Genomic DNA, 21,545 nt, shown 5'->3' with positions numbered 1-21,545 from the left:
GGTAAATTTTAGGCCTACAAGGTTCTGAAACCTTGCAGGTCGGGGAACACAGCCGCCCGAGTGAAGCTGCGTGAGGGACAGAGGCGGCATCCCCGTAGCTTGCGAAGGGATATAGCTGATGGCCCGACGCTGTAGCCTGCGGAAGCGGCACGCCCAAAAAAATCATAACAATACCATTCTGCTTTGGATAATTGTGTTCTTTAGGATAACTTTACTTTTTCCATGAACGACAATGAAAAAACTATCAATAGCCCTTATCCTTACTGGCATAATATTATCTTGTAACCGAATGAATACATCTGCTACTTTAGGAGAAAATAACCCACTGCTCGCTGATTTTGAAACCCCATATGGGGCACCGCCCTTTGAACAAATAAAGAATGAGCACTACAAGCCGGCTATCACTGAAGCTATCCGCGAACACGATGCCGAAATTGAAGCAATAACCACAAGCAAGGAAGCGCCGACTTTTGAAAATACTATTGTAGCGCTTGAAAATTCGGGTACGGTGCTGAACCGTATTACCACGATATTCGGGAACCTGAATTCGGCCAATACAAACGATACACTTCAAGCTATAGCACAGGAAATGGCACCCGAACTTTCTAAGCATAACGATAATATTTACCTGAATGAAAAGCTGTTTGCCCGTGTAAAAAAGATATGGGATACGCAGACAGCGTTAAAACTTAGTGCGGAGCAGGCCAAATTACTGGAGAAGAAATACAAGGCATTCGTGCGCAGCGGCGCTAACCTCAATGCAAAACAAAAAGAAAGGCTGCGGACTATAAACAGCGAGCTATCGGTGCTATCCCTGAAATTTGGCGATAATGTGCTGGCTGAGAACAATGCCTACCAACTCGTGATTGACGATAAAAAAGACCTTGCAGGACTGCCTGAAGAAATTGTTGAGTCCGCAGCGCACGATGCCAAAGCAGCAGGGAAGGATGGCAAATGGGTTTTCACGCTACAGAACGCGAGCGTAATGCCGTTCCTGCAATATGCCAGCAACCGTGAGCTTCGCAAGAAGATCTGGACTGCTTACCAAAATAGGGGCAACAACGGCAACAGCCTTGATAACCGTACCAACGTTGTCCACCTGGCTAACCTGCGCAGTGAGAAAGCACGGTTGCTGGGCTATGCTTCGCACGCGGATTATGTGCTGGAAGAACGCATGGCGAAAAACGCTGCCAATGTGTATGCGCTTTTGGACAAGCTCTGGAAACCGGCACTGGAAAAGGCAAAAGCCGAGGAGGCCGATATCAAAAAATTGATGGCAGCCGATGGCATTACAGATGATGTACAGCCTTATGACTGGCGCTATTATACCGAAAAGATACGCAGGGAGCGCTATGATCTTGACGAGCAGGAACTCAAGCCTTATTTCGGCCTGGATAATGTGCGTAACGGGATTTTCATGGTAGCGAAGAACCTGTACGGACTGCAATTTCGTGAACTGAAGGACGTACCGAAATACCATGAAGATGTGACGGTTTGGGAAGTTACTGAACAGGATGGGAAGTTTGTGGGGCTGCTTTATATGGATTTCTTTCCGAGGGCTTCTAAAAAAGGCGGCGCGTGGATGACTTCTTACAGCAAGGAAAAAATAACCGAGGGCAAGCGCATTGCTCCCATTATATCTATTGTATGCAACTTTTCGAAACCGACAGCAGGCAATCCGGCACTGCTTACATTTGACGAAACCTCAACGTTCTTTCATGAGTTCGGGCACGCGTTGCACGGGCTGTTGAGTAACGTAACGTATGAAAGCCTTTCGGGAACCAGCGTACCGACCGACTTCGTGGAACTGCCATCTCAGATCATGGAGAACTGGGCTGCCGAGCCGGAAGTGCTGAAGATGTATGCCAAACACTATAAGACCGGCGAAGTAATCCCGGATGCGCTGATACAGAAATTACAGGAGTCGGCTACTTTTGACCAGGGATTTGCCACAGTGGAATACCTCGCGGCATCGTATCTCGACCTTAATTACCACACACTTACCGAACCGCTTACGCAAAATGTAATCCCCTTTGAAGAAGAAGCCATGAAGAAGATCGGGCTGATACCTTCTATAATACCACGCTATCGCAGCACCTATTATAACCATATTTTCAATGGCGGGTACTCAGCCGGCTATTACAGCTATATCTGGTCGGGCGTTCTGGATACCGATGCGTTTGATGCCTTTAAGCAAAAGTCGCTGTTTGATGCGGCAACTGCCAAATCGTTTCGTACCAATATTCTTGAAAGGGGTGGTACCGGCGATGCCGATGCGATGTACAGGGCATTCCGGGGAGCGGAGCCGTCAATAGAGCCGCTGTTGCGGAAAAGGGGGTTGGAGAAGAGTTCCAAAGTAGCAAAGTAGCAGGGTTGCAAAGTTTTAGTTAGCCGGAGTGCTTTTCCATTTCGACCAAAGGGAGAAATCTCTTTATAACGTTTATTGAGATTTCCCTCTCCGCAAGCTGCGTTCGAAATGGAAAAACGTTGTGGCTAAAAGCAAAGAGCCGTTGCAATGCAACGGCTCTACTATAGTAAACAGAATATTTTGATTTTTAGACGTATTCCATCAATGCGTCTCTATTACATCTTACCCATGATAAACACGGGATGCCACGATCTTGCCATCCCTTATTTCGAGGACTTCGGCGACAAGCATATCGTCTTCGCCCTGAACGGTGCGGGTGTATTCCATGAAAACACGGTGGTCATTGGCGGTAAGCGAAGTGACTTTATAATATAATGTAGGGAGCCTGTCGAAAGCATCCTGCCACCAGGCATGCATGGCTTTTCGTCCCCTTACAAACCCTCCGGTTTCCGGCTGGCGTATTTTTAGCTTTGGGCTGAAGTGTTCAGCATCTTCGGTATATAGATCCAGCAGGCGGTCGAGCTGTTTGGTATTGAAAGCCTCAAACCATTTCATGGCTATGTGTTCGATATCGCGTGGCTGCACTGCTTATACGTTTTTCAGGTTGATGACTTCCTGGTCGGTCAGGAACCTCCAGTTGCCGCGCGGCAGGTTTTTCTTGGTAAGCCCTGCAAACGATACCCGGTCTACCCTAAGCACATCGTACTTAAAGCTTTCGAATATAGCGCGTACTACCTTTACATTCTGGGTGCGCAGTTTCAGCCCGATTTCAGTTTTCGGCTCGCCTTCTATATAGCTTATCTCATCTATGAAAAGCCTGTGCCCGTCGAGCGTTACGCCTTCCGACATTTTTTCAAGGTCTTCAAATTTCAGGTTTCTGTCAAGCGAAACGTGGTAAATCTTGAACGACTTTTGGTTCGGCTGCGAAAATTTACGCACCATATCGGTATCATTGGTAAAAATAAGCAGGCCGGTAGTATTCTTATCCATGCGGCCAATAGGCTGTATCTTCGCCTTTGTAGCGGCACGCACAAGCTCCATTACATTGCGCAGGTCGCGCTCTTCGTCGCCGGACGTAGTAAAGTTCTTCGGCTTGTTCAGCAGGATGTATTCTTTCTTTTCCGGTGTAATGCGGGTGCCGTCAAAATCAACCTCATCGGTCAGTTTTACGATATGACCCATTTCGGTCACGACTTTGCCGTTCACTTTCACGTTACCCGACTGGATATAGATATCGGCATCACGGCGTGAGCACATGCCCGAGTTGGATATGTATTTGTTCAGGCGTATCTCGTCAGGGTTGGTTTTTTTGGCTGCAGGTTTCGGCGCAGCAGGCTTCCTGTCCACAGGGCCTTTGCCTTTTATAAAGCCTGCTTTTTTAGGCGCTGCCTTATCAGCATCTGCTGCTTCGGGTTTTGTTGCCGGTTTCGGCTTGCGTGCCTTGTTCATCGGTTTTGACGGGCCTGCGCTTTTTTTCCTTGCGCCGCCGCTGTTTCCCCTTCCGGAGCCGCCGCCCCTGTTACTGCCATTGTTCATTTGTAGAAATATTTTGGCAAAGATAGTTTAAATTATTTGGAACATGGATAATAGAACGAGGATGACGCGGATTGGGCGGATCATCGCAGATTTTCTTTCTGTATAAACAAAGGTTGTGACAGAATACTTTAAAGCATTGACAGCAGTTCCCGCCCATGCACGATGACCTGGGGTTTGATAAGTACAATACTGAATACCCCTGTCACGATAAGGAATTTAAGGATGTTATGAAGGTGCAGGTACTCTTTCTGGGTCTCTGCTTTCCAAAGGCGGCTAAGGAAATAAATAATGACCATCATCCCGCTGTAGAAATAAATATCCATATAGCCTACATCATACACCGCTATCAAAAGGAACACAGGGATGACAGTAAGGAACGTAAGAGCGGTAATAATAGTTTTCGCTATCTTTTCACCAAACATTACCGGTATGGTGCGGTAATCGGCTACAATGTCGCCTTTGATGTTTTCCAGGTCTTTTATCAGTTCACGGGTCAGTATCAGCAGGAAAAGGAAAGTCGCATGGGCAAAAATAACCTCGTAAAAATTCTTGAAATACATCAGTATCCCGAAGAAAGGGAGTATAGCAAGCAATGCCGCCGTGAGGTTGCCTATCAATGGGTATTTCTTCAGCTTATGCGAATAGAACCAAATCAGGAAAATGTAAGCCGAAAAAAATACGGCGGCACGCCAGGAAACCAGCAAAGCCAGCAGAAACACTGTAAAATTGAGCATGAAATAGACCCGGAGCTTTGTACCCTGGCTCACCAGCCTGTCGAGCATCGACTTTTTAGGGCGGTTGATAAGGTCTTTTTGGGCATCGTAAAAATTATTGATGATATAGCCTGAAGCAATGGTGAGCGAAGATGCCAGCACGATAAAGAAAAGGTTCAGGTCCAGGATGACATCCAATGCCCGTTCTTCGGGTGCCAGGATGAATATGGCCGAGAGGTATTGTGCCAGTGCAATAATCGGAATATTATAACCACGCACCACCGAGAACATACTGAGTATTTTCATACGGGTGAGACGTGTTTTCCTTGATGCCATTATAATAGTTTTGGTTTTACAACAACTGTGAATACTTAAAGTTATTGCGCTTTGGGTAAGGCGATTCTGTTGTAATTATTTCTCCAATACCTTCTTAAGCTTTCCGCTTCCTAATAATATAGGTATAATGATAAAGATAAAGACAACGATATTGAGGGCTATTTCAACGATAGTATCGCGCGTGCTCAGTGTCCATGCTGACGGCAGGTAATCTTTAGTTGCCAAAGAAGCAATAAATACTACTACACGCTGTGCAGGCAATATAGCAAGCAGCAGTGCAAAAGTGATAAGCGCTGCTTTTTTGATATATATCTTTTTGATCCAAAACAGCTGCGACAGCACGAACTTCATCAGTGGCGAGAACAGGTATACCGGCCAATACGGGCCAAATAATTTGTCTTTGAACGGCATGCCGCCTGTAACTACGGGGTCATTATATTGTTCCCACGAATGCACGAGCCACAGCACGAAATACAATATCCCGGCTATGCGCACCGTTTGCACGGCTGTAAGGATGAACAATTCTTTAAAGGCTATTGCCTTGAGGTTGGAAGACCTCATTGCTAATACGAAAATGGGGATAACTATACCAAAACCCATAAATATAGATTCCAGTATAATATTCAGGATGTCACTAATGCTGTGCATATTTAAAACTGGTAAACTACCTCGAGCTTGTGCCCTTGCAGCGATTCCTTGGCTTTATCAATATCTTCGGTAAAGCCGAGGATATAGCCACCACCACCGGAACCGCAAAGCTTCAGGTAATAATCGTTGGTATCGATGCCTTTTTGCCAAATCGAGTGGAATTGCTCCGGGATCATCGGCTTAAAGTGGCTCAATACTACTTTGGATAGTTTTTTGGTATTGGAAAATAATGATTTGAAGTCGCCGTGCAGGAAGTTGTCTACACAGGCATCGGTATACTGTGCGAATTCTTTCTTGAACATATCGCGGAAGCCCTGCTCTTTAAGGCTTTCCATAAAAATAGAAACCATCGGTGCCGTTTCGCCTACAATACCGGAATCCAAAAGGAATACGGCACCCTTGCCCGTAGCGCTCTGGCTTGGTATGCCTGTAGTTTCTATATTGTCCTGCGAATTGATAAGGATCGGGATGCTCAAATAACTGTTAAGCGGATCAAGCCCTGAGCTTTTGCCATGAAAGAACGATTCCATCTGCCCGAATATCTTTTTAAGCTGCAGCAGCTTTTCGCGGGTCAGGTTTTCGAGAACGGTTATTTTATTATTGGCATAACGATCATAGATAGCGGCTACCAATGCGCCACTGCTGCCTACGCCATAACCCTGCGGGATAGTAGAATCGAAATACATGCCTTCTTCCACATGGCTTCTCAGCGTATCCAGGTCGAAGGTAACCAGGTCCGGCTGTTCCTGCTGCAATGTTTCAAGAAAAGCAACAAAACGCTTCAGGTTGCCGTTAGACTTTTTTGCTTCGGGAGCATCTTTGCCTTCCAGCTTAAGTGCCCCGTTATAAAAATTATAGGGAATAGACAGCCCTTTAGAATCTTTAATGATGCCATATTCTCCGAAGAGCAATATTTTCGAGTAAAATAAAGGTCCTTTCATTTTGTAGTTATCTATTTATGAAATAAAGATACGATAAAAACGGCAGCTTTGTTAAATTAGTATTGCAAATTTACCGCACCCGTACCAATTTCGTCACAAATGTACTGGTTGTTTTGGCAATAGCCAAGCAATTCAGCCTTAATAAAATCCAAAACTTTTACTGCAACGTTTTCGGGATAAAGCACATGCACATTGGCCCCGGCATCGAGTGTAAAGCAAACCGGTATCTGCGTCTCTGCTCTCAATTTCCAAATCCTATTGATGATCTCCAGCGTGTTGGGCTTCATCAGGATAAAATACGGCATGCTGGTCATCATCATGGCATGCAGCGTGAGAGCCTCACTTTCCACGATCTTTATAAACGTGTCTACATCGCCATCAGTAAGCGCTTTTTTTGTAATCGAAAGATTTTCGTGTGCCTGCGCAAACCGCCTTTCGGCAAAAGGGTGGCCGTGCATCAGGTCGTGCCCTACCGTGCTGCTCACCTGCTTTTCCCCTTTATCTACAAGGAGTATGGTGTCTTTATAGCTTCGGAAAACATCATGAACATTCTCAAACGGCACACCAAACAAGTCGGAACTGCCTTCAATTTCGGCATGTTCGCCCCATACTACCACACTGCCTTTTACACTGCGGCACGCGCTTCCTGAACCCAATCGTGCCAGGAACGATGCTTTGCTGTAAAAGTATGCGTCGGTCATATCCGGGTTCAGCAGGCGCTCCAGACTCATGAGGTTCATGGCCAGTGCCGCCATCCCTGATGCTGATGATGCAATGCCCGAACTATGAGGGAATGTATTGCGGGTATCAATAGTAAAATGATAGTCTTTCAGAAAAGGAAGATAGCCTTGCACCCTCTCAAAGAATTTTTCAATTTTCGGGCGGAAGCTATCCTTAGGCTGCCCTTCAAAAAGGAAGTCGAATGATATCCCATCAGTATTTTCCTTATGTTCGTAAGCGAGTTTTGTAATGGTCTTGCATTCGTTCAGCGTAAAACTGATGGAAGGATTTGCAGGGATCTGGTTCGCTTTTTTGCCCCAGTATTTTACAAGTGCGATATTGCTCGGTGCGCTCCATTCGAAGCTGCCGCGGTAGGCTGTTTCAGTATATTCGGAAGGGATAAAATCCTTTTCTGTCATTGGGTTGGGAATTTTGGCATTAAAAGCTGTGCCGCAAAGATACGCAAAGAAGTCGCAAAGGCCCGCAAAGTTATTTTAGGCATAATTCCTTTCTTTGGGAATCTTTGTGAAATAAGCCTACAATAATTTTTCAAAACAAACACTGCTTTCCACACCGGCATATTGGCCGTAATTCGGAATCTGACGGTAGCCACTCTTTTGGTAAAGGCGTATCGCTTCGGGCATTTTTATACCTGTCTCGAGGATGCATTTATCAAAGCCCAGTTCACTGCTCCATTGCTCCAAATCCTGCAAAACGAGTGCTGCTATGCCCTGCCCACGGTATTCCTGCGGTACGAACATCCGCTTAACTTCCATTGTTTTATCGTCATACGGTTTGACAGCACCGCAGCCTGCAGGAACACCGTCTTTATAAGCCACGACAACCTGTTTCAGCATGTCGATCTTATTGAACTGGTGGAAGAAATCATGCTCATCGCCATCCCTGATAGCGAGATCTTTGTCCAGTTCGCGGACAAGGCCTCGAAAGTCAATATTCTCCGAAGTAGTGCGTTCTATAGTTATCATTCCTTTTTGGATTTAGCAATTTCCAATCCAAATATAAGCTTTTATATGAACTTAAACCCTCAATAAGCCCCTGAATCCCCTTGCGGCATAATAGGACTCCGCGCCGTTATGGTACCGGAAAACGGTATCATAGCGCCTGTCGCAAAATACAGCCCCGCCCAACTTCCGTATAGCGGCTGGGGTTGCCACCCAACTGGAGGTTTTCAGGTCGAATTTACCAAGCTGCTGCAATTCGCGGTATTGTGCTTCGGTCAAAATATCGATACCCATTTCGGCAGCCATACCTACAGCGCTGTGCCCCGGCTTGTGCTCCTTGCGCGACTCTAACGCATGGTGGTCATAACAAATGCTCCTGCGGCCTTTAGGGCTTTCAGTAGCACAGTCATAGAAAATATATTCACCGGTACTTTTGTCGAAGCCAACCACATCGGGTTCGCCGCCCGTTTCTTCCATGGCATCGAGCGACCATAATTTTTCCGTGTTGGTTTCCAGCCTTGTGGCTACATCTGACCATTTAATACCTTTGTGGCGGTCCATATTTTTATCAAAGCGTGCTTTTAGTACATTCAGCAGGCTTTCGCGCTGTTCGGGTGATAATTCTTTATTCATTTTCATAGCGTACTTATTTGTCTATCCAGTATTCCAAATTTACTCAAACCATTTATAATAATTTTCACACAGGAATACAAATTTCATTGTAACTTTACAATATGGAAAAGAAACCGCTATCCGTTACCTTTAAGATTATCATTATGGTCGCCACCTGTGTGGGGATCGGCTTTATTTCAGGCCAGGTGACCCGGGAGGGCGTCCAAACATGGTACCCAACATTGGTGAAACCGGTATTCAACCCACCGAATTCAGTTTTTGCGCCGGTGTGGACCGTACTGTATATCCTAATGGGCGTTGCTGCCGGTTTGGTATGGGACAGGATCGACATCCAAAAAGAAACCGTAAAAAAAGGGCTGACATTCTTTGCGGTACAATTAGGGCTCAATGCGCTGTGGTCCTATCTTTTCTTCGGCCTGCACAATCCCTTGCTCGCTTTTGCTGAGATTATAATACTTTGGCTAATGATCTATGAAACGTTCGTGCAATTCAACAAGGTAAGTAAGCCTGCTGGATTCCTGTTCATCCCCTACCTGCTTTGGGTATCGTTTGCACTGGTGCTTAACGGGTCAATATGGTGGCTGAATAAGTAATTGATTATTTTTTATTGATTATTTTCTATTGCCTTGCGAAGACCCCTAAGCGTCTATTATCTTTTATCCAGGCTCTTATTGCTTCGGATTCTCTCCCGTATGTCTTTCAATGATTGGTCAACCAGTAATTTTCCATCCCTGAAAACTTCCTTCAGCTCTCCCTGCTGCTCTTCTTCCCAAATTACCTGATCGATCAGTTTATAGGTACCGTCTTCGAGGATGATCTTCATCAGTCCTTTGGCCGACTTCTTAGTACCGTCATCCGTAACAGGATCCTTGAATATTTCCCGGCCCTCGCCATTCACTTCGCCGTAGGTTGCTTTCATGGCAAAGCCAAAGGTGTCGCGCGTGTTGTACTGGTAGGTGAATGACCCGATGCCCAGCACGACATTGGTAGACGCAAACCCTTTTTGTTTCAGGCGCTCGCATATTTTCGTGGCACGTTCCAGTGTAATACTGTCGCCATAAATAGCCCCTATCTGTGGGATGAGCTCTTTGTAGCCTTTGCTATTGATCATGCCGCCAAAAACATCCCATAGCAGTTCCACAACACCTTTGCGCTCCTTTTCAGTTTTCCCATCAGGGTTGCCGCACAAAATGTCTACCGGGTTGCCGCTGTCGGGGCGAATAACCACTTTGCCATCACGGCCTGTGATCTCATCTTTAAGCGCAGGCAGGTATTCGGTAAGCACTTTCCAAAGATCCCAGGTGTCTGAAACGATGGAAACGATGCCCTTGGGATAGACCTCTGTTATCAGGCGCTTAAAAGTCTCCAATTCACCTTCCGTTGTTCCCATGCACATAACGGAATGCTCGGTTGCAGGCACCGACCCGCCCACGAGTTCTTTATCCGAATCGGCATTATAATACTGCTCCAGGAACTCTATGGCGGGAATAGTATCGGTACCTGTAAAGCTCAGCAGGTGCGCCGCCGATGAAGCGAGGGACGCATCGATGCCGCCCATACCGCGCATGGAGAAATCGTGCCCCTGCCAGTTAACGAACTCCGGCACAGACGATGTTTCGGCAGCATATTTGTCCAGTATCCTGCGGTATTCTTTAGCAATAGTAGCCGAATTGCAGGGCAGCCACACGATATTAGAGAGCAGCGTTTCGAAATAATTGGTCAGCCAAAAAAATTCCGGCAGGGTGTTATACATCGTGAACATCGGTACACGCACGGGAACTCCTGCACCTTCCGGCAGCGCCTTGAATACCATCGGGATATAGCCAAGGTCGTGCAGGGCAGCAATATGATCGGCGCCCACCTGGTTCTCGCCAAGGTAATTGTTGATGCGGCGGGAGTATTCTTTCAGCACCTCGTATTTTGGGCGCGCAAAAAAGTAGCGCTCAAAATCCTCAATAATATATTTCTTGATGAAGTACTGCAACCCGAAGAACACTACTTCCTCTACGCCTTCAATCCTCGATTTCCTTGGTGTCCAGTTAGAATATACCAGGGTAGTACCTTGAGGGTATTGCCTGCGGTGGTCTACTTTATAGCCGTCTGTTAATAATAATGGGTTCATGGTTTTATAGTGTTTCGTTGTTGGTTATATGTTCTCTTGCTTCCATAATGGCAAAGCCCAACAGGTTCAGCCCACGCCAGTTTTCCGGTTGAAAGGCATCGGCGCTGTTCTCCTCAAGTCCAATTCCCCATATCGGGTCGACCGGACTGGCTTCCACCAAAATGTGGTCGCCAGTGCTGAGCAAAAAATTCTTCAATGCCTCATTTTGGCTGAACTTATGGTAATTGCCCTGCATCACGATGTTGTAGCGGTTTGCTGTCCAAAGAGCATCGTCATAACCGCGCACTTCACGGCCCAATTTTTTGGCTTCGACAGGTGTAATGCATTCCAATATCCTTGCTTCCATTTCGCTATCGCCAAACAAGGCTGCTTTCTTTGCCATCATCCAGTGTTCGGCTGACTTGTATTCAGTACCATCAACTGTAAATGCACTTTCCCACCACTGGCTGAAGCAGGATTTGGTGATGCTGCCGTCTTTCGAAGGCTGGTGTCCCCAAAAGAACAGGTATTCTTTAGGGCCTTTATCGGCTATCAATTTTTCTTTTGAATATCTCATAGCTGTATTTTTATCTGTTCGATCTTATTGTTGTTAAAATCGGTGAATGAATTTGTGGTGTACAGCCTTTCGAAGCCTTCAAACATATCAAACCCTTTATTGAATATCCCGTGGCTCACCGTAAGGTACAGCTTACCGGCATGCTTCTTTTTCAGCTCTTCGGCAAGGCCAACAAATGTCCCGCCACCATCGCATATATCATCTACGATAAGGCAGTCGGCACCGGCCAGGTCATCCTCATATACTTTAAAGCCTGAAAGCTTCCCGGTTTTTACATCCCTGCTTTTGCTGCATTCCACGACATCTGCACCGCCAAGATATTCGGACAGTTTGTATATCTTTTTTAAGGCACCGCCATCAGGGGAAATCAGCTTTACATTGCTTCCTATCCTTTTTAATACTTCGTCTATAAAAACATAATTGGGAACGATCTCACAATTGTTTAGCAATGCAGGAGCGACTTCAGAGTGCGGGTCAAATACCGTTACTTTCGCAAAGCCCATTGCATTGATAATATTGGCGTACACTTTTACCGTCAATGGCTCACCGGGAATCATAATCCTGTCCTGGCGCGCTCCCGGAAAATACGGTATAAAAAGATTTATCTTCTGTACGCCCATACGCTTCAGGGCATCGACGGTTACGCACAATTCCCCAAGCCGGTTAAAGCTGTTCAGGCGGTGTGTAATGGTTACGGTTTGCGATACATCAAAACCGGGCTCGATCTTTATATGCGGTTCGCCACCGGAAAACGAAAAGCTTTTGAATGCAATTTCGGTTCCTTCTATTGGCATGAAAGCGGGGTCAAGATTTAAAACTAACATATCAAATATATTTTGCGTTATTTTTACACAAAGTTAAACGAATAAAATTATCTCACAAATTATTTAGTGTATTTTTTACGCAAACTTTATTTCGAAGTGGAATCCTTCCTTTTCCATAGCCTGGTATTTGGCTTTATTGAAGCGGAAAAGCTTTGCCGGGCGGCCTTCTTTTTTGTCGGATAGCTGACCTGTATCCTCAACAATCCCGAAGCTCATTATCTTTTTCCGGAAATTCCTACGATCGATCTCCTTCTGTAAAATTATGCAATACAGGTTTTCAAGTTCCGAAAAGAGGAATTCAGCCGGAAGCAGGTCGAAACCAACAGGCTGGTAGGTGAGTTTTGCTTTAAGGCGGGCAAAGGCAGTGGTGATTATCAGGTTGTGGTCGAAGGCAAGCGCAGGCACCTCATCAATGGCACACCACTGCACGTTCTCGGCATCGGTAGCTGCCTTAATAACCGTTTTGGAGGAATCAATAAGCGCAAAATAAGCCACCGATATCACCCTGTTACGGGAGTCGCGGCCGGTATCATCACCAAAAGTATAGAGCTGTTCCAGATAATTCACGGCCACGTTGGTCTCCTCCTGCAACTCGCGTTTTACGGCATCTATAAGCGGCTCATCGTCATGCACAAGTCCGCCGGGAAGCGCCCAGTAAGCCTCTTCCTGCCCAAACTTTTGCCGGATGAGGAGTACGTAAAGCTGGCTATTTTGGTAACCGAAAACAACGGCATCTACGGCGATCCTGATATTTTGCAGCATAGTGTATGGTTTACACAAAGATAGATGAATAAATGGAACGCGGATGACGCGGATCGGGCTGATTATCGCAGATTTTTACTCATAGTCGATTTGTTAACGCTGCATTTTATTGAGAGCCTGCCTAAGGAAATCCCTGTAAATCCGCCCGATCCGCGTCATCCGCGTTCCAATAACCCTCAAAGAAAAAGCCCCCTTATCCAGGAGGCCACTATCCGTTTTTTGATATTGCATTTAATTTTTAAGGATCACGAACCAATCCCACTCCTGCGGGTTGCCAATGCCTACGCTTGGAGTATAAAGGAACAGGTGTATTTTAGCATTTGGGTTGCTTGCCCTGTAAGCTGCTACCTGCTGGAGGTCGCTAATGGCATTCCATATCGACTGGTAATCAATTTCCGATGGTGGGATCACGCCTTCGCCCTCATTTATATAATTCACCGTTTCAAATTGTGAAAGTGCAGGCATTTCCCCTGAATTATCCATTACAGAAAAGGTACCGGGTGCATCCAGCGCCTCCGGGTAAGTCATTGCGCCAAGGCCGCTCCACACGATCGTACCATCGAAAATAGTCCCGCCGGTTTCGGTATATTTCAGCTTAATACTGCCAAAGTCCCCGGGCGGCACATAGTCATGCCCGATAGTAAAGCCATCGGCATTGGGAAAGATAAGCTCTTTACCGCCTTCAAAGGTGTTGGTGAGAAGGTCGACTTTCAACAGAAGCACCCTGTTCTCAGTGTTGATCGGGTTATCAACCGTTGATGCATTGTCATCCGAACAGGCCATAAAGAATACGCCTAATCCAAAAAGTAAAATTGTCTTTTTCATAATGTGCATGGTTTTTACTTTTAGATGCGGCGATATGAAAACGGTTGCGTTAAAGTATTATATTTTTCTTACAATATAAAGCTATAGCCACTTACTGTATTTTTTCTTCATTTCTTCATGTGAGATGAGATTTTCTTCTAATTTGCTTTCTTCATCTGAAAGAAGTATCTCATTTTGTTCTTCAGCCGGCAGACTATCCCAAAATAATCCTGAGTTTTTCGACACTCTTTTACTCATAATAATCTTTAGAAATTAATTATTCGAAACAATACTTTCCGCCGCTATAAATCCATCTGTCCAAGCATTCTGGAAGTTGAAACCACCGGTTATGGCATCAATATTCAGTATTTCCCCGGCAAAATAAAGGTTTTCCAGCAACTTGCTTTCCATCGTTTTGAAATTAACTTCTTTCAGGTCGATGCCTCCTGCCGTAACAAATTCTTCTTTGAAGGTACTTTTGCCATTTACATTAAAATGCCCATCGGTCAGTTGCATGGCAAGCGCCTGTAACTGGTTTTTGGAAAGGTCGGCCCAGCGTGTTTCAGGGGTAATTCCTGATGCTGCAACGAGGCTCTCCCACAAGCGTTTCGGGAAATCGAAAGGCGAGTGTTTGCCTACGGTCTTTTTTGCCTGTTCCTGCTTTAGCCCTTTAAGTGTTTCAAGACAGTCATTAGTATCCACATCGTTCAGCCAGTTGACCTGCAATGTGAACTGGTAGTTTTTATTAAAAAGGTCGCGCGCTCCCCATGCCGAAAGGCGCAGTATCCCCGGCCCGCTCATGCCCCAGTGCGTTATTAGCAGCGGACCGGAAGCTTCAAGCTTGGTTCCTTTTACCTTTACCGAAGCCATTGCCGAAACCCCCATCAGGTCTTTGATGCGCTGGTCTTTAATGTTGAAGGTGAACAGTGACGGTACCGGCGGCACGACCGTATGGCCGAGTTCTTCAAGCATTTCCCACATTTTAGGGTTGCTGCCAGTGGCCATGACCAGCTTTTCAGCCAGGAAGGTTTCCTTATTCGTTTCTACCTTCCAATGGGTTTCCGACTTATAAAGCGACTGGATGCTTTCGCCAGTTAATACCGGGATATTTATTTTTTTCACCGCCTCCATAAAACAGTCGATGATGGTTTGGGAGCTGTCGGTTACAGGGAACATGCGTCCGTCTTCTTCTATTTTTAATTCCACACCATGGCGTTCAAACCACTCTATTGTATCGCCGGAGCAAAAACGGTTAAATGGTCCCCGAAGTTCTTTTTCGCCACGCGGGTAAAACTTCACAAGGTCGTTCGGCACAAAGCAGGCATGCGTCACATTGCAGCGGCCGCCACCTGATATGCGGACTTTAGACAATACTTCTTTGCCGCGTTCCAGTATGGCAACTTTCAGTTTCGGATTGGCTTCAGCAATGTTTATGGCTGTAAAAAAACCCGCCGCACCACCGCCTGCGATAATTACATCAAAGCTTCTCATAAGCGTTCGGGATAATCGGAAATGATACCATCAACGCCATAGCTTTTCATGCGGGCAATGTCTTCAGGATTATTTACGGTCCATGTGTATATTTTGTAGCCTGCCTCCTGTGCTTTACGGACGTTGCTTTCCGTAAGCAGTGAAAAATGCGGATGGATGGCTTTGGCATTGAATTGCTCTGCCCAGTCCCATGCTTCTTTCATGCTGGCCTGGGTGAGTACCCCCAACTGCACATCCGGGTTTAATTTACTTATCTCCTCCAATTCCTCCCTTTGGAAACTCGATACTATAAAATCGTCATAAGAATAGCCTTTACGAATCAGGTTTTTCAGGAAATCGCTCACAGGCTTTGCGGTATGCCTGCCCTTCATCTCAATGTTTACCATGCATTTTTTATCCACCAATTCCATAACCTCATCAAGTGTGGCTATTGTATGTTCAGCTTCAACTTTTAGGGCTTTGAGTTCTGCCAGCGCCATCTTGTGCACTTCGCCACTGCCGCTGGTGGTACGGTCTATCGTAAAATCATGGATCACGACCAATTCGCCCGTGGCACAAACATGTACGTCGAACTCAATACCGTCCACACCCAGATCGAGCGCTTTCTGGAACGATGCCAGGGTGTTTTCGGGTGCGTGGGCTTTTGCGCCGCGGTGGCCTATTTTCAGGAATGACATAGAAAAAGATTTTGACAAAGATACTGCTAAAATTATGCAACAGAGATGACACGGATAAAGCAAATCGGCACAGATTAAATATAGTCAAATGTATAAAATGTCATTCTGCAATATGTCGATTTATTTTCACGCAAAGGCACAAAGACACAAAGACTCATGCCCGATTTTGGACGTAAAAGCCGCAAAGCATTGCGTAGCAATGTTTAGGGTGCCCAGCTTTGCGTCTCAGCGCCTTTGCGTGAAATAAAATTTTATTTGTTTACAATGGATTCAATTATAGTAACAACGATATTATGATTTTGAACGGGTGCGTGAGGGATGGAGGCGATATCCTGCGGAGCCTGCCTGCCGGCAAATGCAGGGCACGAAGCAGATAAAGCCGATAGCCCGACCCGTGCGCCGGCCTCTTGCCGGGGGAGGGACACGCCCAAATAAAAAAAGCCCCGAAGCGAACTCCGGGGCCTTATCTAAATAAACATTGAAAATTAGTTTTTAACTACCCTCACTGTTTGTACCGCATTGCCCGAAGTAAGCCTTGCGAAGTACATTCCTGATGCAAAGGCAGATGCGTTTACTGTAGTTTCAGCAGCATTTACTGTTGCATTGTAAACAATTTTACCGCTTACATCCACGATCTGCACAGCAGCGATAGTGTTGCTGCCTGCGTTGAAGTTCCATGCGTTTTGCGATGGGTTAGGGTACACCGAAATAGTATTGGCATTGAAATCCTTTGTACCTGCAAGTGTATTGAATGAATATGCACCTGTTACCCTGTTGAAAGTAACTGAATACGTTCCGGCTGTAATGTTAAGGTTTGGCGCATCGCCGGCTGAAGAAGCTGTACCGGCAGGAAAATCAGTGCCGCCCCATGCAGTATTCCACTGGTGGTTTACCCTGAATTTTGCTTCACCGCCCGGGAAAACAAAACTATCGACTGTATAGTCTACGCCATTATCAGACGTAAAGTCAAGATCTGTCCCCCAGTTAGGGTCATCTGCAAATACACCCGTACCTACAAGGCTTATCTTTAAAAAGTCAAAGCTGTATTCCTTTGTGTCAAGATTAAATTCGATATTATAGCTGTTGGCCGGAACCGGAATTTCCTGACCCGTTACAGCTGTGCCTGTAGGAAAGCTGCTGCTTCCCCATCCTGTTGGGCTGTCATTCACTGTAAAGGCAACGTTTGCCGCGTTATCAAAAGTTACATACTCCTTGCGATAATTCACCCCGTTATCTGTCATGAGGGAAAAGTCAATCGCGCCGCTAACAAGATATACGTCATCGTAGATAACTCCCGCAGGTACAAAACTGTAAGCACCGGTAGCAATGTTAAGGGTTACGTCCCATGTGCCATTGGTCGCCGGGATGTTAGCGCCATTCTGCGTGCCGGTACCGGAAGGAAAGCTTCCGCCGCCCCAGTTTATCGTCCAGGCATTATCCTGAACAAATTTTACCCCGGGATCAGATCCGGGAACAGTAATCACCAAACCCTGATAGGAATACGTTACACCATCGGTGGTTGTCATGGCAAATGCGTTTGCCGGTGTCCACCCCACCGAAGTAGATCCGCCCACTATGCCGATATTGGCAAAATCGGCAAACATTGAGGCAGTCCCCATAAGGAATACTGCCGATAGCAACAGTAATTTTTTCATCATGTAAAAAGTTTTTAGTTAATAGAATTATAGAAAACAAAGCCGCGGATTGGGCTCCGCAGCTTATACGGTTAATTTGTCAATATCCAGTACTGCCACGGCTTTGCGTCCAACTTTTGACCTTTGGCAAACGTTACCTTTTCGCCGGTCATGTAGTTGGTGTAACTGCCCTCTGCAGGTACGGTAAAGCTTGCAGCGCCGTTAGAAAGATTGGCAATATAAATTACTTTTTTGCCGTCCTTTTCCCTTTCGAAAGCCAGGGCTTTATCACTTCCTGATGTTTCCAGCATTTTGAACGCTGCAGGTTTTTTGCCGCCGTTCAGCGCCGGATCTTCATTTTTCAGCCTGCCCAGATTTTCATATACGGCAAACATCTTCCCTTTGTTTTTTTCGATAGCGTCTTGCTCAAAGAACTTGATGCGTTTGTTCACATCGTATTCCTGACCGGTATAAATGAGCGGCATGCCCGGCATCGCATACGCCATTGCAGCGAAAGCCTCAGCACCATCGCCCAGCCTTTCATACTCAGTGCCGTTCCAGGCATTCTCGTCGTGGTTGGAGGTAAAATTCATAAAAATGTCGTCCGCTTCATATTTGCCGGGCATCTCTGCGAGGAATTTCTTCAGGTCGGCTACCGGCTTTTTGCCCTGTGCCACATCGTTCATCAGGTGGTGTGCTACCCAGCCATAACCCATATCGAACTGGCCTTTGAAAAGGTACTCCTTGTCGCTTTCCATCAGCATGAACACCGGCTTCACGGCTTTTAGCTTCGGTATCGCGTAGTTCCAGAAATCGGTCGGTACATTATCCGCAACATCACAACGGAAGCCATCTATATTCTGCTCCTTTACCCAGTATAGCATTTCATTCGTCATGGGCTCGTAGAGTTTTTTGCTCTTATAATCCAGGTGGGCTACATCAGTCCAGCCCCATGGCTCGCCGGTCTCGGGGTTTAGCGGGTCGGTTACCTCGCCTTTTTTGTTCTTTTCGTAGTATTCAGGGTGCTCGGTGATCCATTTGTGATCCCAGCCGGTATGGTTAGCCACCCAGTCGAGTATCACATACATGCCGTTGTCATGTGCCGCTTTTACCAGCTTTTGAAAGTCCTCCAGCGTACCCAGGTCGGGGTTGATGGCGGTATAGTCGGTAATGGCATAATAGCTGCCCAGGTATTTTTTCCTTTCATTCGGGTCGGTGATATCTTCGATCGACTTATCGCCGGTAGCCTTCCTGCGCTTCATCGAAATCGGGTATACCGGCATAAGCCAAATTACTTTTACGCCCAGCTTTTTCAGTTCCGGAATATCTTTAGTAAAAGCATTAAACGTCCCCTCTTTCGAATAGTTACGGATGTTCGCCTCATAGATCACGCTGTTCTCCATCATGGCATCGCTTACAGGCGGCAGTGCGGTTTCGGTTTGAGCGGTTTCCTTTAATTCCTCTTTTTTCTCCTCCTTACAGCTTGTGGCGATAATAGCCAGCGCCATAAGGGTTAGTACTGTTTTTTTCATATAATTTCTTTATTAATTCCTTGAACAAATTTATCTTTTCCCCCATTTGCCGGATGCCGGACATAGCAAAAAGGAATACCTATATCGTGCAATTGCTGGTGAGGTTTTTTCCCTAAAGCAATAATTTTTTTAATTGAGAAAATATACAGTAAACTTTTCAAAATCTCTTTACCTTCATTTAGTTCTGACTGAGTAGGTGTCCTGTTTGTATTTACATTATCATTGAGATGAGGATGAAAAGGGTAAATATTCCAAATCAGAGGCATCTTATTTAATTTGGAAATTTCATTCCAAACAATTGTCGCAGAAATTTCATTTTCGCGCTTCGCATCATTTATAAATTGAACTTCTTCACCAGCAAAAAAATCATTTTTCGATAAAATTCCCTCACTTGTAAAAGCTATACCTGAAAGCCTACAACCTTTATATCCCGGAGCCTCTCCTAAGAGTAAGTGATATGGATTTTCATTTTTCATTTTGGACAAATACATTCTTAAATTATTTCGCCTGATTTCACTTTTAATATCATTTCCAAAGTAAAGATTCGTACAATCGCCTGATTTTGAAACCAGTGAAAGTTTGTGAATGAAATCATCTACCTGTTCCATATAATTTTCTTGATATTTCCGCTTATATCTTTTCAAGTAATACTATATCAAATTCTGTGTCCAGTTCTACATTACCGCCTTTCACTGTTGCCGTTTTGCCTGAATAGGCATCACGCACTTTTGCGCCTTCCCGAAAAACATCGGCAATAATGATCGTCTTTTTGCCTTTTGGGAGATCGAGGCCAATGACCACGCTGTCATCTATCCCTTTGCCATACGTCCTTTCGAATACGTAAGGCGAAGCGGTTATCATAGCATGCGCGCCTGCACCTACAGCAGGATGGTTTTTGCGGAACTGCCCCAGCTTTTGGTAATGCGCCAGTACTTTTTGGGTTTCGGAATTATTGGCAATATCGTCCCAGTTCATGAACGAGCGCAGGTTGGCATCGCCTTCAGCTCCGGGAACTTCCAACGGGCGTGCCGACTCATCCCCATAATACACCTGCGAAATGCCGGGAGCCAGCAGCAGCTTTGTCCCTGCCTCAATCGCTCTTTCGCGTTTTTTATCGAATGGCCCGCCATCGTCATGCGAAGCGAGGTAATTCAGCACCGACTTTCCTTCAAGGTTCCCATTAAGGATGCCTGAGTAATAGCTGAACATTTCTTCGTAAGGCTTTGTAGCGCTGTACTTCATCTCAAAATTGATGAGCGCCGTAAATCCGTTCGCAAAATAATCTACTTTCTTATCACCAAAATCATAGAGCCTCTGTCCCGAAATACCATAGCCATACACTTCACCTACGGTAAAAAACGGAGTATCATCCACTACTTTGCCGGGATTGTTTCTCTTCCATTCTTCAAAAGCATAATCACACTGCTTACTGAATTCTGCCCAGACATCCTCGCCCAAATGCTTCACGGTATCGGCACGGTAACCGTCTATGCCATAGTCGCGCACATAATCCGTAAGCCATTTGATGATGTAATATTTTGGTGCCCGAGGGTAGCCGGTGCGCTTGAAGAAAGCATCAAGCTCTTTTACCTCTTGCTCATACCGGCCTTCCTTTTTCCATTTTTCGATTAAAAAAGGCGGGAGTTCTACCTCCTTATCGCTTTCCGTAATCACATCCGGAAGGTTTTTCACCAAAGTGCAGGCAGTAGTGTTTTCATAATTATCATATTTGCACTGCGGTTCGGTGCGTACCCAGTCCGATGGCCAGACGGCATCCATTGCGGTAACCGGCCCTGTATGGTTAATTACACCATCAAGTACAATGCGGATACCATGTTTGTGGGCTTTTTCTACAAGTTCGGCGAGGTCTTTTTCGGTTCCGAAATTCGGATCAAGTACCGTCCAGTCTTTTGCCCAATAGCCGTGAAAGCCATAGGTGTTACCCTGCCCTTCGTTGGTAGCATCGTGTATCTGCTCCACTATCGGCGTAAGCCAGATGGCGTTGATGCCGAGCTTATCGAAATAGCCTTCTTCTATTTTTTGCGTAATACCTTTTATATCCCCCCCTTCAAAACCACGCAGCTTTCCGGTTTCTTTTGTACGTCCTAATGTCACATCGTTGCTTTTGTCGCCATTAGCAAAACGGTCGGTCATCAGGAAATACATGTTGGCGCCTTCCCACACAAAGGGCGTTTTTGCCGACGCCACTTTCGTGGATGAGCATCCGGTAAGCGTGAGGGCCGCGAAGGCAGGTATGAGGTATTTTTTCATCATGTTATAACAGGT

Annotated in this window: 22 protein-coding genes; 2 read left to right on the top strand and 20 right to left on the bottom strand. The window is 45.8% G+C overall.

Features of this window, described 5'->3' with window-relative positions:
• Nucleotides 1–289 precede the first annotated feature (289 nt).
• Nucleotides 290–2,368 carry a M3 family metallopeptidase gene (locus tag HYN59_RS06600; RefSeq protein ID WP_245895675.1) on the top strand — a complete coding sequence of 693 codons (2,079 nt, stop codon included), beginning with the start codon at nt 290–292 and terminating at the stop codon, nt 2,366–2,368.
• A 222-nt stretch (nt 2,369–2,590) separates the two neighbouring features.
• Here HYN59_RS06600 and HYN59_RS06595 read toward each other — a convergent pair whose 3' ends face one another.
• The 8 genes from HYN59_RS06595 to HYN59_RS06560 form a co-directional block, all read right to left on the bottom strand.
• Nucleotides 2,591–2,953 carry a nuclear transport factor 2 family protein gene (locus tag HYN59_RS06595; protein WP_108777518.1) on the bottom strand — a complete coding sequence of 121 codons (363 nt, stop codon included), beginning with the start codon at nt 2,951–2,953 and terminating at the stop codon, nt 2,591–2,593.
• Nucleotides 2,954–2,956: 3 nt separating this feature from the next.
• A complete protein-coding gene (locus HYN59_RS06590; RefSeq protein WP_108777517.1) occupies nt 2,957–3,904 on the bottom strand; it encodes a pseudouridine synthase in 948 nt (315 codons plus the stop codon).
• A gap of 128 nt (nt 3,905–4,032) precedes the next feature.
• On the bottom strand, nt 4,033–4,953 hold the full coding sequence (locus HYN59_RS06585; RefSeq protein WP_108777516.1) for a geranylgeranylglycerol-phosphate geranylgeranyltransferase: 921 nt from the start codon (nt 4,951–4,953) through the stop codon (nt 4,033–4,035).
• Between the two features lie 75 nt (nt 4,954–5,028).
• Nucleotides 5,029–5,601 carry a hypothetical protein gene (locus tag HYN59_RS06580; protein WP_108777515.1) on the bottom strand — a complete coding sequence of 191 codons (573 nt, stop codon included), beginning with the start codon at nt 5,599–5,601 and terminating at the stop codon, nt 5,029–5,031.
• A gap of 2 nt (nt 5,602–5,603) precedes the next feature.
• The gene (locus HYN59_RS06575) at nt 5,604–6,542 is read right to left on the bottom strand and encodes a mevalonate kinase family protein (protein WP_108777514.1); all 939 of its coding nucleotides are present in this window, start codon (nt 6,540–6,542) and stop codon (nt 5,604–5,606) included.
• A gap of 56 nt (nt 6,543–6,598) precedes the next feature.
• Nucleotides 6,599–7,681: a diphosphomevalonate decarboxylase gene (locus HYN59_RS06570; protein ID WP_108777513.1), complete on the bottom strand. Its 1,083-nt coding sequence runs from the start codon at nt 7,679–7,681 to the stop codon at nt 6,599–6,601.
• Between the two features lie 117 nt (nt 7,682–7,798).
• A complete protein-coding gene (locus HYN59_RS06565; protein WP_108777512.1) occupies nt 7,799–8,248 on the bottom strand; it encodes a GNAT family N-acetyltransferase in 450 nt (149 codons plus the stop codon).
• A 51-nt stretch (nt 8,249–8,299) separates the two neighbouring features.
• Nucleotides 8,300–8,863 (bottom strand): DUF4256 domain-containing protein, encoded by a 564-nt coding sequence (locus HYN59_RS06560; RefSeq protein WP_219928797.1) that lies wholly within the window; start codon nt 8,861–8,863, stop codon nt 8,300–8,302.
• Between the two features lie 95 nt (nt 8,864–8,958).
• Here HYN59_RS06560 and HYN59_RS06555 point away from each other — a divergent pair, with 95 nt between their 5' ends.
• A complete protein-coding gene (locus HYN59_RS06555) occupies nt 8,959–9,450 on the top strand; it encodes a TspO/MBR family protein (protein ID WP_108777511.1) in 492 nt (163 codons plus the stop codon).
• A 56-nt stretch (nt 9,451–9,506) separates the two neighbouring features.
• Here HYN59_RS06555 and HYN59_RS06550 read toward each other — a convergent pair whose 3' ends face one another.
• The 12 genes from HYN59_RS06550 to HYN59_RS06500 all read right to left on the bottom strand — a co-directional run bounded on the left by HYN59_RS06550 (nt 9,507) and on the right by HYN59_RS06500 (nt 21,530).
• Entirely contained in the window at nt 9,507–10,979 is a 1,473-nt protein-coding gene (locus HYN59_RS06550; protein ID WP_108777510.1) for a nicotinate phosphoribosyltransferase, read from the bottom strand.
• A 4-nt stretch (nt 10,980–10,983) separates the two neighbouring features.
• Nucleotides 10,984–11,535 carry a riboflavin biosynthesis intermediates N-glycosidase gene (locus HYN59_RS06545; protein ID WP_108777509.1) on the bottom strand — a complete coding sequence of 184 codons (552 nt, stop codon included), beginning with the start codon at nt 11,533–11,535 and terminating at the stop codon, nt 10,984–10,986.
• Nucleotides 11,532–12,359 carry a ribose-phosphate diphosphokinase gene (prs, locus tag HYN59_RS06540; RefSeq protein WP_108777508.1) on the bottom strand — a complete coding sequence of 276 codons (828 nt, stop codon included), beginning with the start codon at nt 12,357–12,359 and terminating at the stop codon, nt 11,532–11,534. The genes HYN59_RS06545 and prs overlap by 4 nt, the downstream gene beginning before the upstream one ends.
• Nucleotides 12,360–12,434: 75 nt before the next feature.
• On the bottom strand, nt 12,435–13,121 hold the full coding sequence (locus HYN59_RS06535) for an NUDIX hydrolase (RefSeq protein WP_108777507.1): 687 nt from the start codon (nt 13,119–13,121) through the stop codon (nt 12,435–12,437).
• A gap of 231 nt (nt 13,122–13,352) precedes the next feature.
• Nucleotides 13,353–13,946, bottom strand: coding sequence for a hypothetical protein (locus HYN59_RS06530; protein WP_146185880.1), 594 nt, complete (start codon nt 13,944–13,946; stop codon nt 13,353–13,355).
• Nucleotides 13,947–14,027: 81 nt separating this feature from the next.
• A complete protein-coding gene (locus HYN59_RS18025) occupies nt 14,028–14,183 on the bottom strand; it encodes a hypothetical protein (protein ID WP_181369521.1) in 156 nt (51 codons plus the stop codon).
• A 15-nt stretch (nt 14,184–14,198) separates the two neighbouring features.
• A complete protein-coding gene (locus tag HYN59_RS06525; RefSeq protein ID WP_108777505.1) occupies nt 14,199–15,416 on the bottom strand; it encodes a BaiN/RdsA family NAD(P)/FAD-dependent oxidoreductase in 1,218 nt (405 codons plus the stop codon).
• Nucleotides 15,413–16,093 (bottom strand): glycerophosphodiester phosphodiesterase, encoded by a 681-nt coding sequence (locus HYN59_RS06520; RefSeq protein ID WP_108777504.1) that lies wholly within the window; start codon nt 16,091–16,093, stop codon nt 15,413–15,415. Before HYN59_RS06520 ends, HYN59_RS06525 begins: the two co-directional genes overlap by 4 nt.
• Nucleotides 16,094–16,578: 485 nt before the next feature.
• On the bottom strand, nt 16,579–17,751 hold the full coding sequence (locus HYN59_RS06515) for a T9SS type A sorting domain-containing protein (RefSeq protein WP_108777503.1): 1,173 nt from the start codon (nt 17,749–17,751) through the stop codon (nt 16,579–16,581).
• Nucleotides 17,752–17,819: 68 nt separating this feature from the next.
• Entirely contained in the window at nt 17,820–19,259 is a 1,440-nt protein-coding gene (locus tag HYN59_RS06510; RefSeq protein WP_108777502.1) for an alpha-amylase family glycosyl hydrolase, read from the bottom strand.
• The gene (locus HYN59_RS06505; protein WP_146185879.1) at nt 19,256–19,867 is read right to left on the bottom strand and encodes a uracil-DNA glycosylase; all 612 of its coding nucleotides are present in this window, start codon (nt 19,865–19,867) and stop codon (nt 19,256–19,258) included. Before HYN59_RS06505 ends, HYN59_RS06510 begins: the two co-directional genes overlap by 4 nt.
• A 22-nt stretch (nt 19,868–19,889) precedes the next feature.
• On the bottom strand, nt 19,890–21,530 hold the full coding sequence (locus HYN59_RS06500) for an alpha-amylase family glycosyl hydrolase (RefSeq protein WP_108779658.1): 1,641 nt from the start codon (nt 21,528–21,530) through the stop codon (nt 19,890–19,892).
• Between the last annotated feature and the right edge of the window lie 15 nt (nt 21,531–21,545).

The sequence above is a fragment of the Flavobacterium album genome (assembly GCF_003096035.1).
In the GTDB taxonomy this organism is placed as follows: Bacteria; Bacteroidota; Bacteroidia; order Flavobacteriales; family Flavobacteriaceae; genus Flavobacterium; species Flavobacterium album.
The sequence above is the reverse complement of the archived record's forward strand: the minus strand, read 5'-3'. Positions and strand labels throughout refer to the sequence as shown.

What these genes read in the sequence shown, in the direction of transcription:
- HYN59_RS06590 (WP_108777517.1), bottom strand. Translation starts at nt 3,904, where the DNA reads ATGAACAATGGCAGTAACAGGGGCGGCGGCTCCGGAAGGGGAAACAGC.
- HYN59_RS06580 (WP_108777515.1), bottom strand. Translation starts at nt 5,601, where the DNA reads ATGCACAGCATTAGTGACATCCTGAATATTATACTGGAATCTATATTT.
- HYN59_RS06505 (WP_146185879.1), bottom strand. Translation starts at nt 19,867, where the DNA reads ATGGAACAGGTAGATGATTTCATTCACAAACTTTCACTGGTTTCAAAA.
- HYN59_RS06520 (WP_108777504.1), bottom strand. Translation starts at nt 16,093, where the DNA reads ATGTCATTCCTGAAAATAGGCCACCGCGGCGCAAAAGCCCACGCACCC.
- HYN59_RS06550 (WP_108777510.1), bottom strand. Translation starts at nt 10,979, where the DNA reads ATGAACCCATTATTATTAACAGACGGCTATAAAGTAGACCACCGCAGG.
- HYN59_RS06600 (WP_245895675.1), top strand. Translation starts at nt 290, where the DNA reads ATGAATACATCTGCTACTTTAGGAGAAAATAACCCACTGCTCGCTGAT.
- HYN59_RS06585 (WP_108777516.1), bottom strand. Translation starts at nt 4,953, where the DNA reads ATGGCATCAAGGAAAACACGTCTCACCCGTATGAAAATACTCAGTATG.
- HYN59_RS06570 (WP_108777513.1), bottom strand. Translation starts at nt 7,681, where the DNA reads ATGACAGAAAAGGATTTTATCCCTTCCGAATATACTGAAACAGCCTAC.
- HYN59_RS06535 (WP_108777507.1), bottom strand. Translation starts at nt 13,121, where the DNA reads ATGCTGCAAAATATCAGGATCGCCGTAGATGCCGTTGTTTTCGGTTAC.
- HYN59_RS06565 (WP_108777512.1), bottom strand. Translation starts at nt 8,248, where the DNA reads ATGATAACTATAGAACGCACTACTTCGGAGAATATTGACTTTCGAGGC.
- HYN59_RS06530 (WP_146185880.1), bottom strand. Translation starts at nt 13,946, where the DNA reads ATGAAAAAGACAATTTTACTTTTTGGATTAGGCGTATTCTTTATGGCC.
- HYN59_RS06515 (WP_108777503.1), bottom strand. Translation starts at nt 17,751, where the DNA reads ATGATGAAAAAATTACTGTTGCTATCGGCAGTATTCCTTATGGGGACT.
- prs (WP_108777508.1), bottom strand. Translation starts at nt 12,359, where the DNA reads ATGTTAGTTTTAAATCTTGACCCCGCTTTCATGCCAATAGAAGGAACC.
- HYN59_RS06500 (WP_108779658.1), bottom strand. Translation starts at nt 21,530, where the DNA reads ATGAAAAAATACCTCATACCTGCCTTCGCGGCCCTCACGCTTACCGGA.
- HYN59_RS06575 (WP_108777514.1), bottom strand. Translation starts at nt 6,542, where the DNA reads ATGAAAGGACCTTTATTTTACTCGAAAATATTGCTCTTCGGAGAATAT.
- HYN59_RS18025 (WP_181369521.1), bottom strand. Translation starts at nt 14,183, where the DNA reads ATGAGTAAAAGAGTGTCGAAAAACTCAGGATTATTTTGGGATAGTCTG.
- HYN59_RS06525 (WP_108777505.1), bottom strand. Translation starts at nt 15,416, where the DNA reads ATGAGAAGCTTTGATGTAATTATCGCAGGCGGTGGTGCGGCGGGTTTT.
- HYN59_RS06545 (WP_108777509.1), bottom strand. Translation starts at nt 11,535, where the DNA reads ATGAGATATTCAAAAGAAAAATTGATAGCCGATAAAGGCCCTAAAGAA.
- HYN59_RS06510 (WP_108777502.1), bottom strand. Translation starts at nt 19,259, where the DNA reads ATGAAAAAAACAGTACTAACCCTTATGGCGCTGGCTATTATCGCCACA.
- HYN59_RS06555 (WP_108777511.1), top strand. Translation starts at nt 8,959, where the DNA reads ATGGAAAAGAAACCGCTATCCGTTACCTTTAAGATTATCATTATGGTC.
- HYN59_RS06560 (WP_219928797.1), bottom strand. Translation starts at nt 8,863, where the DNA reads ATGAAAATGAATAAAGAATTATCACCCGAACAGCGCGAAAGCCTGCTG.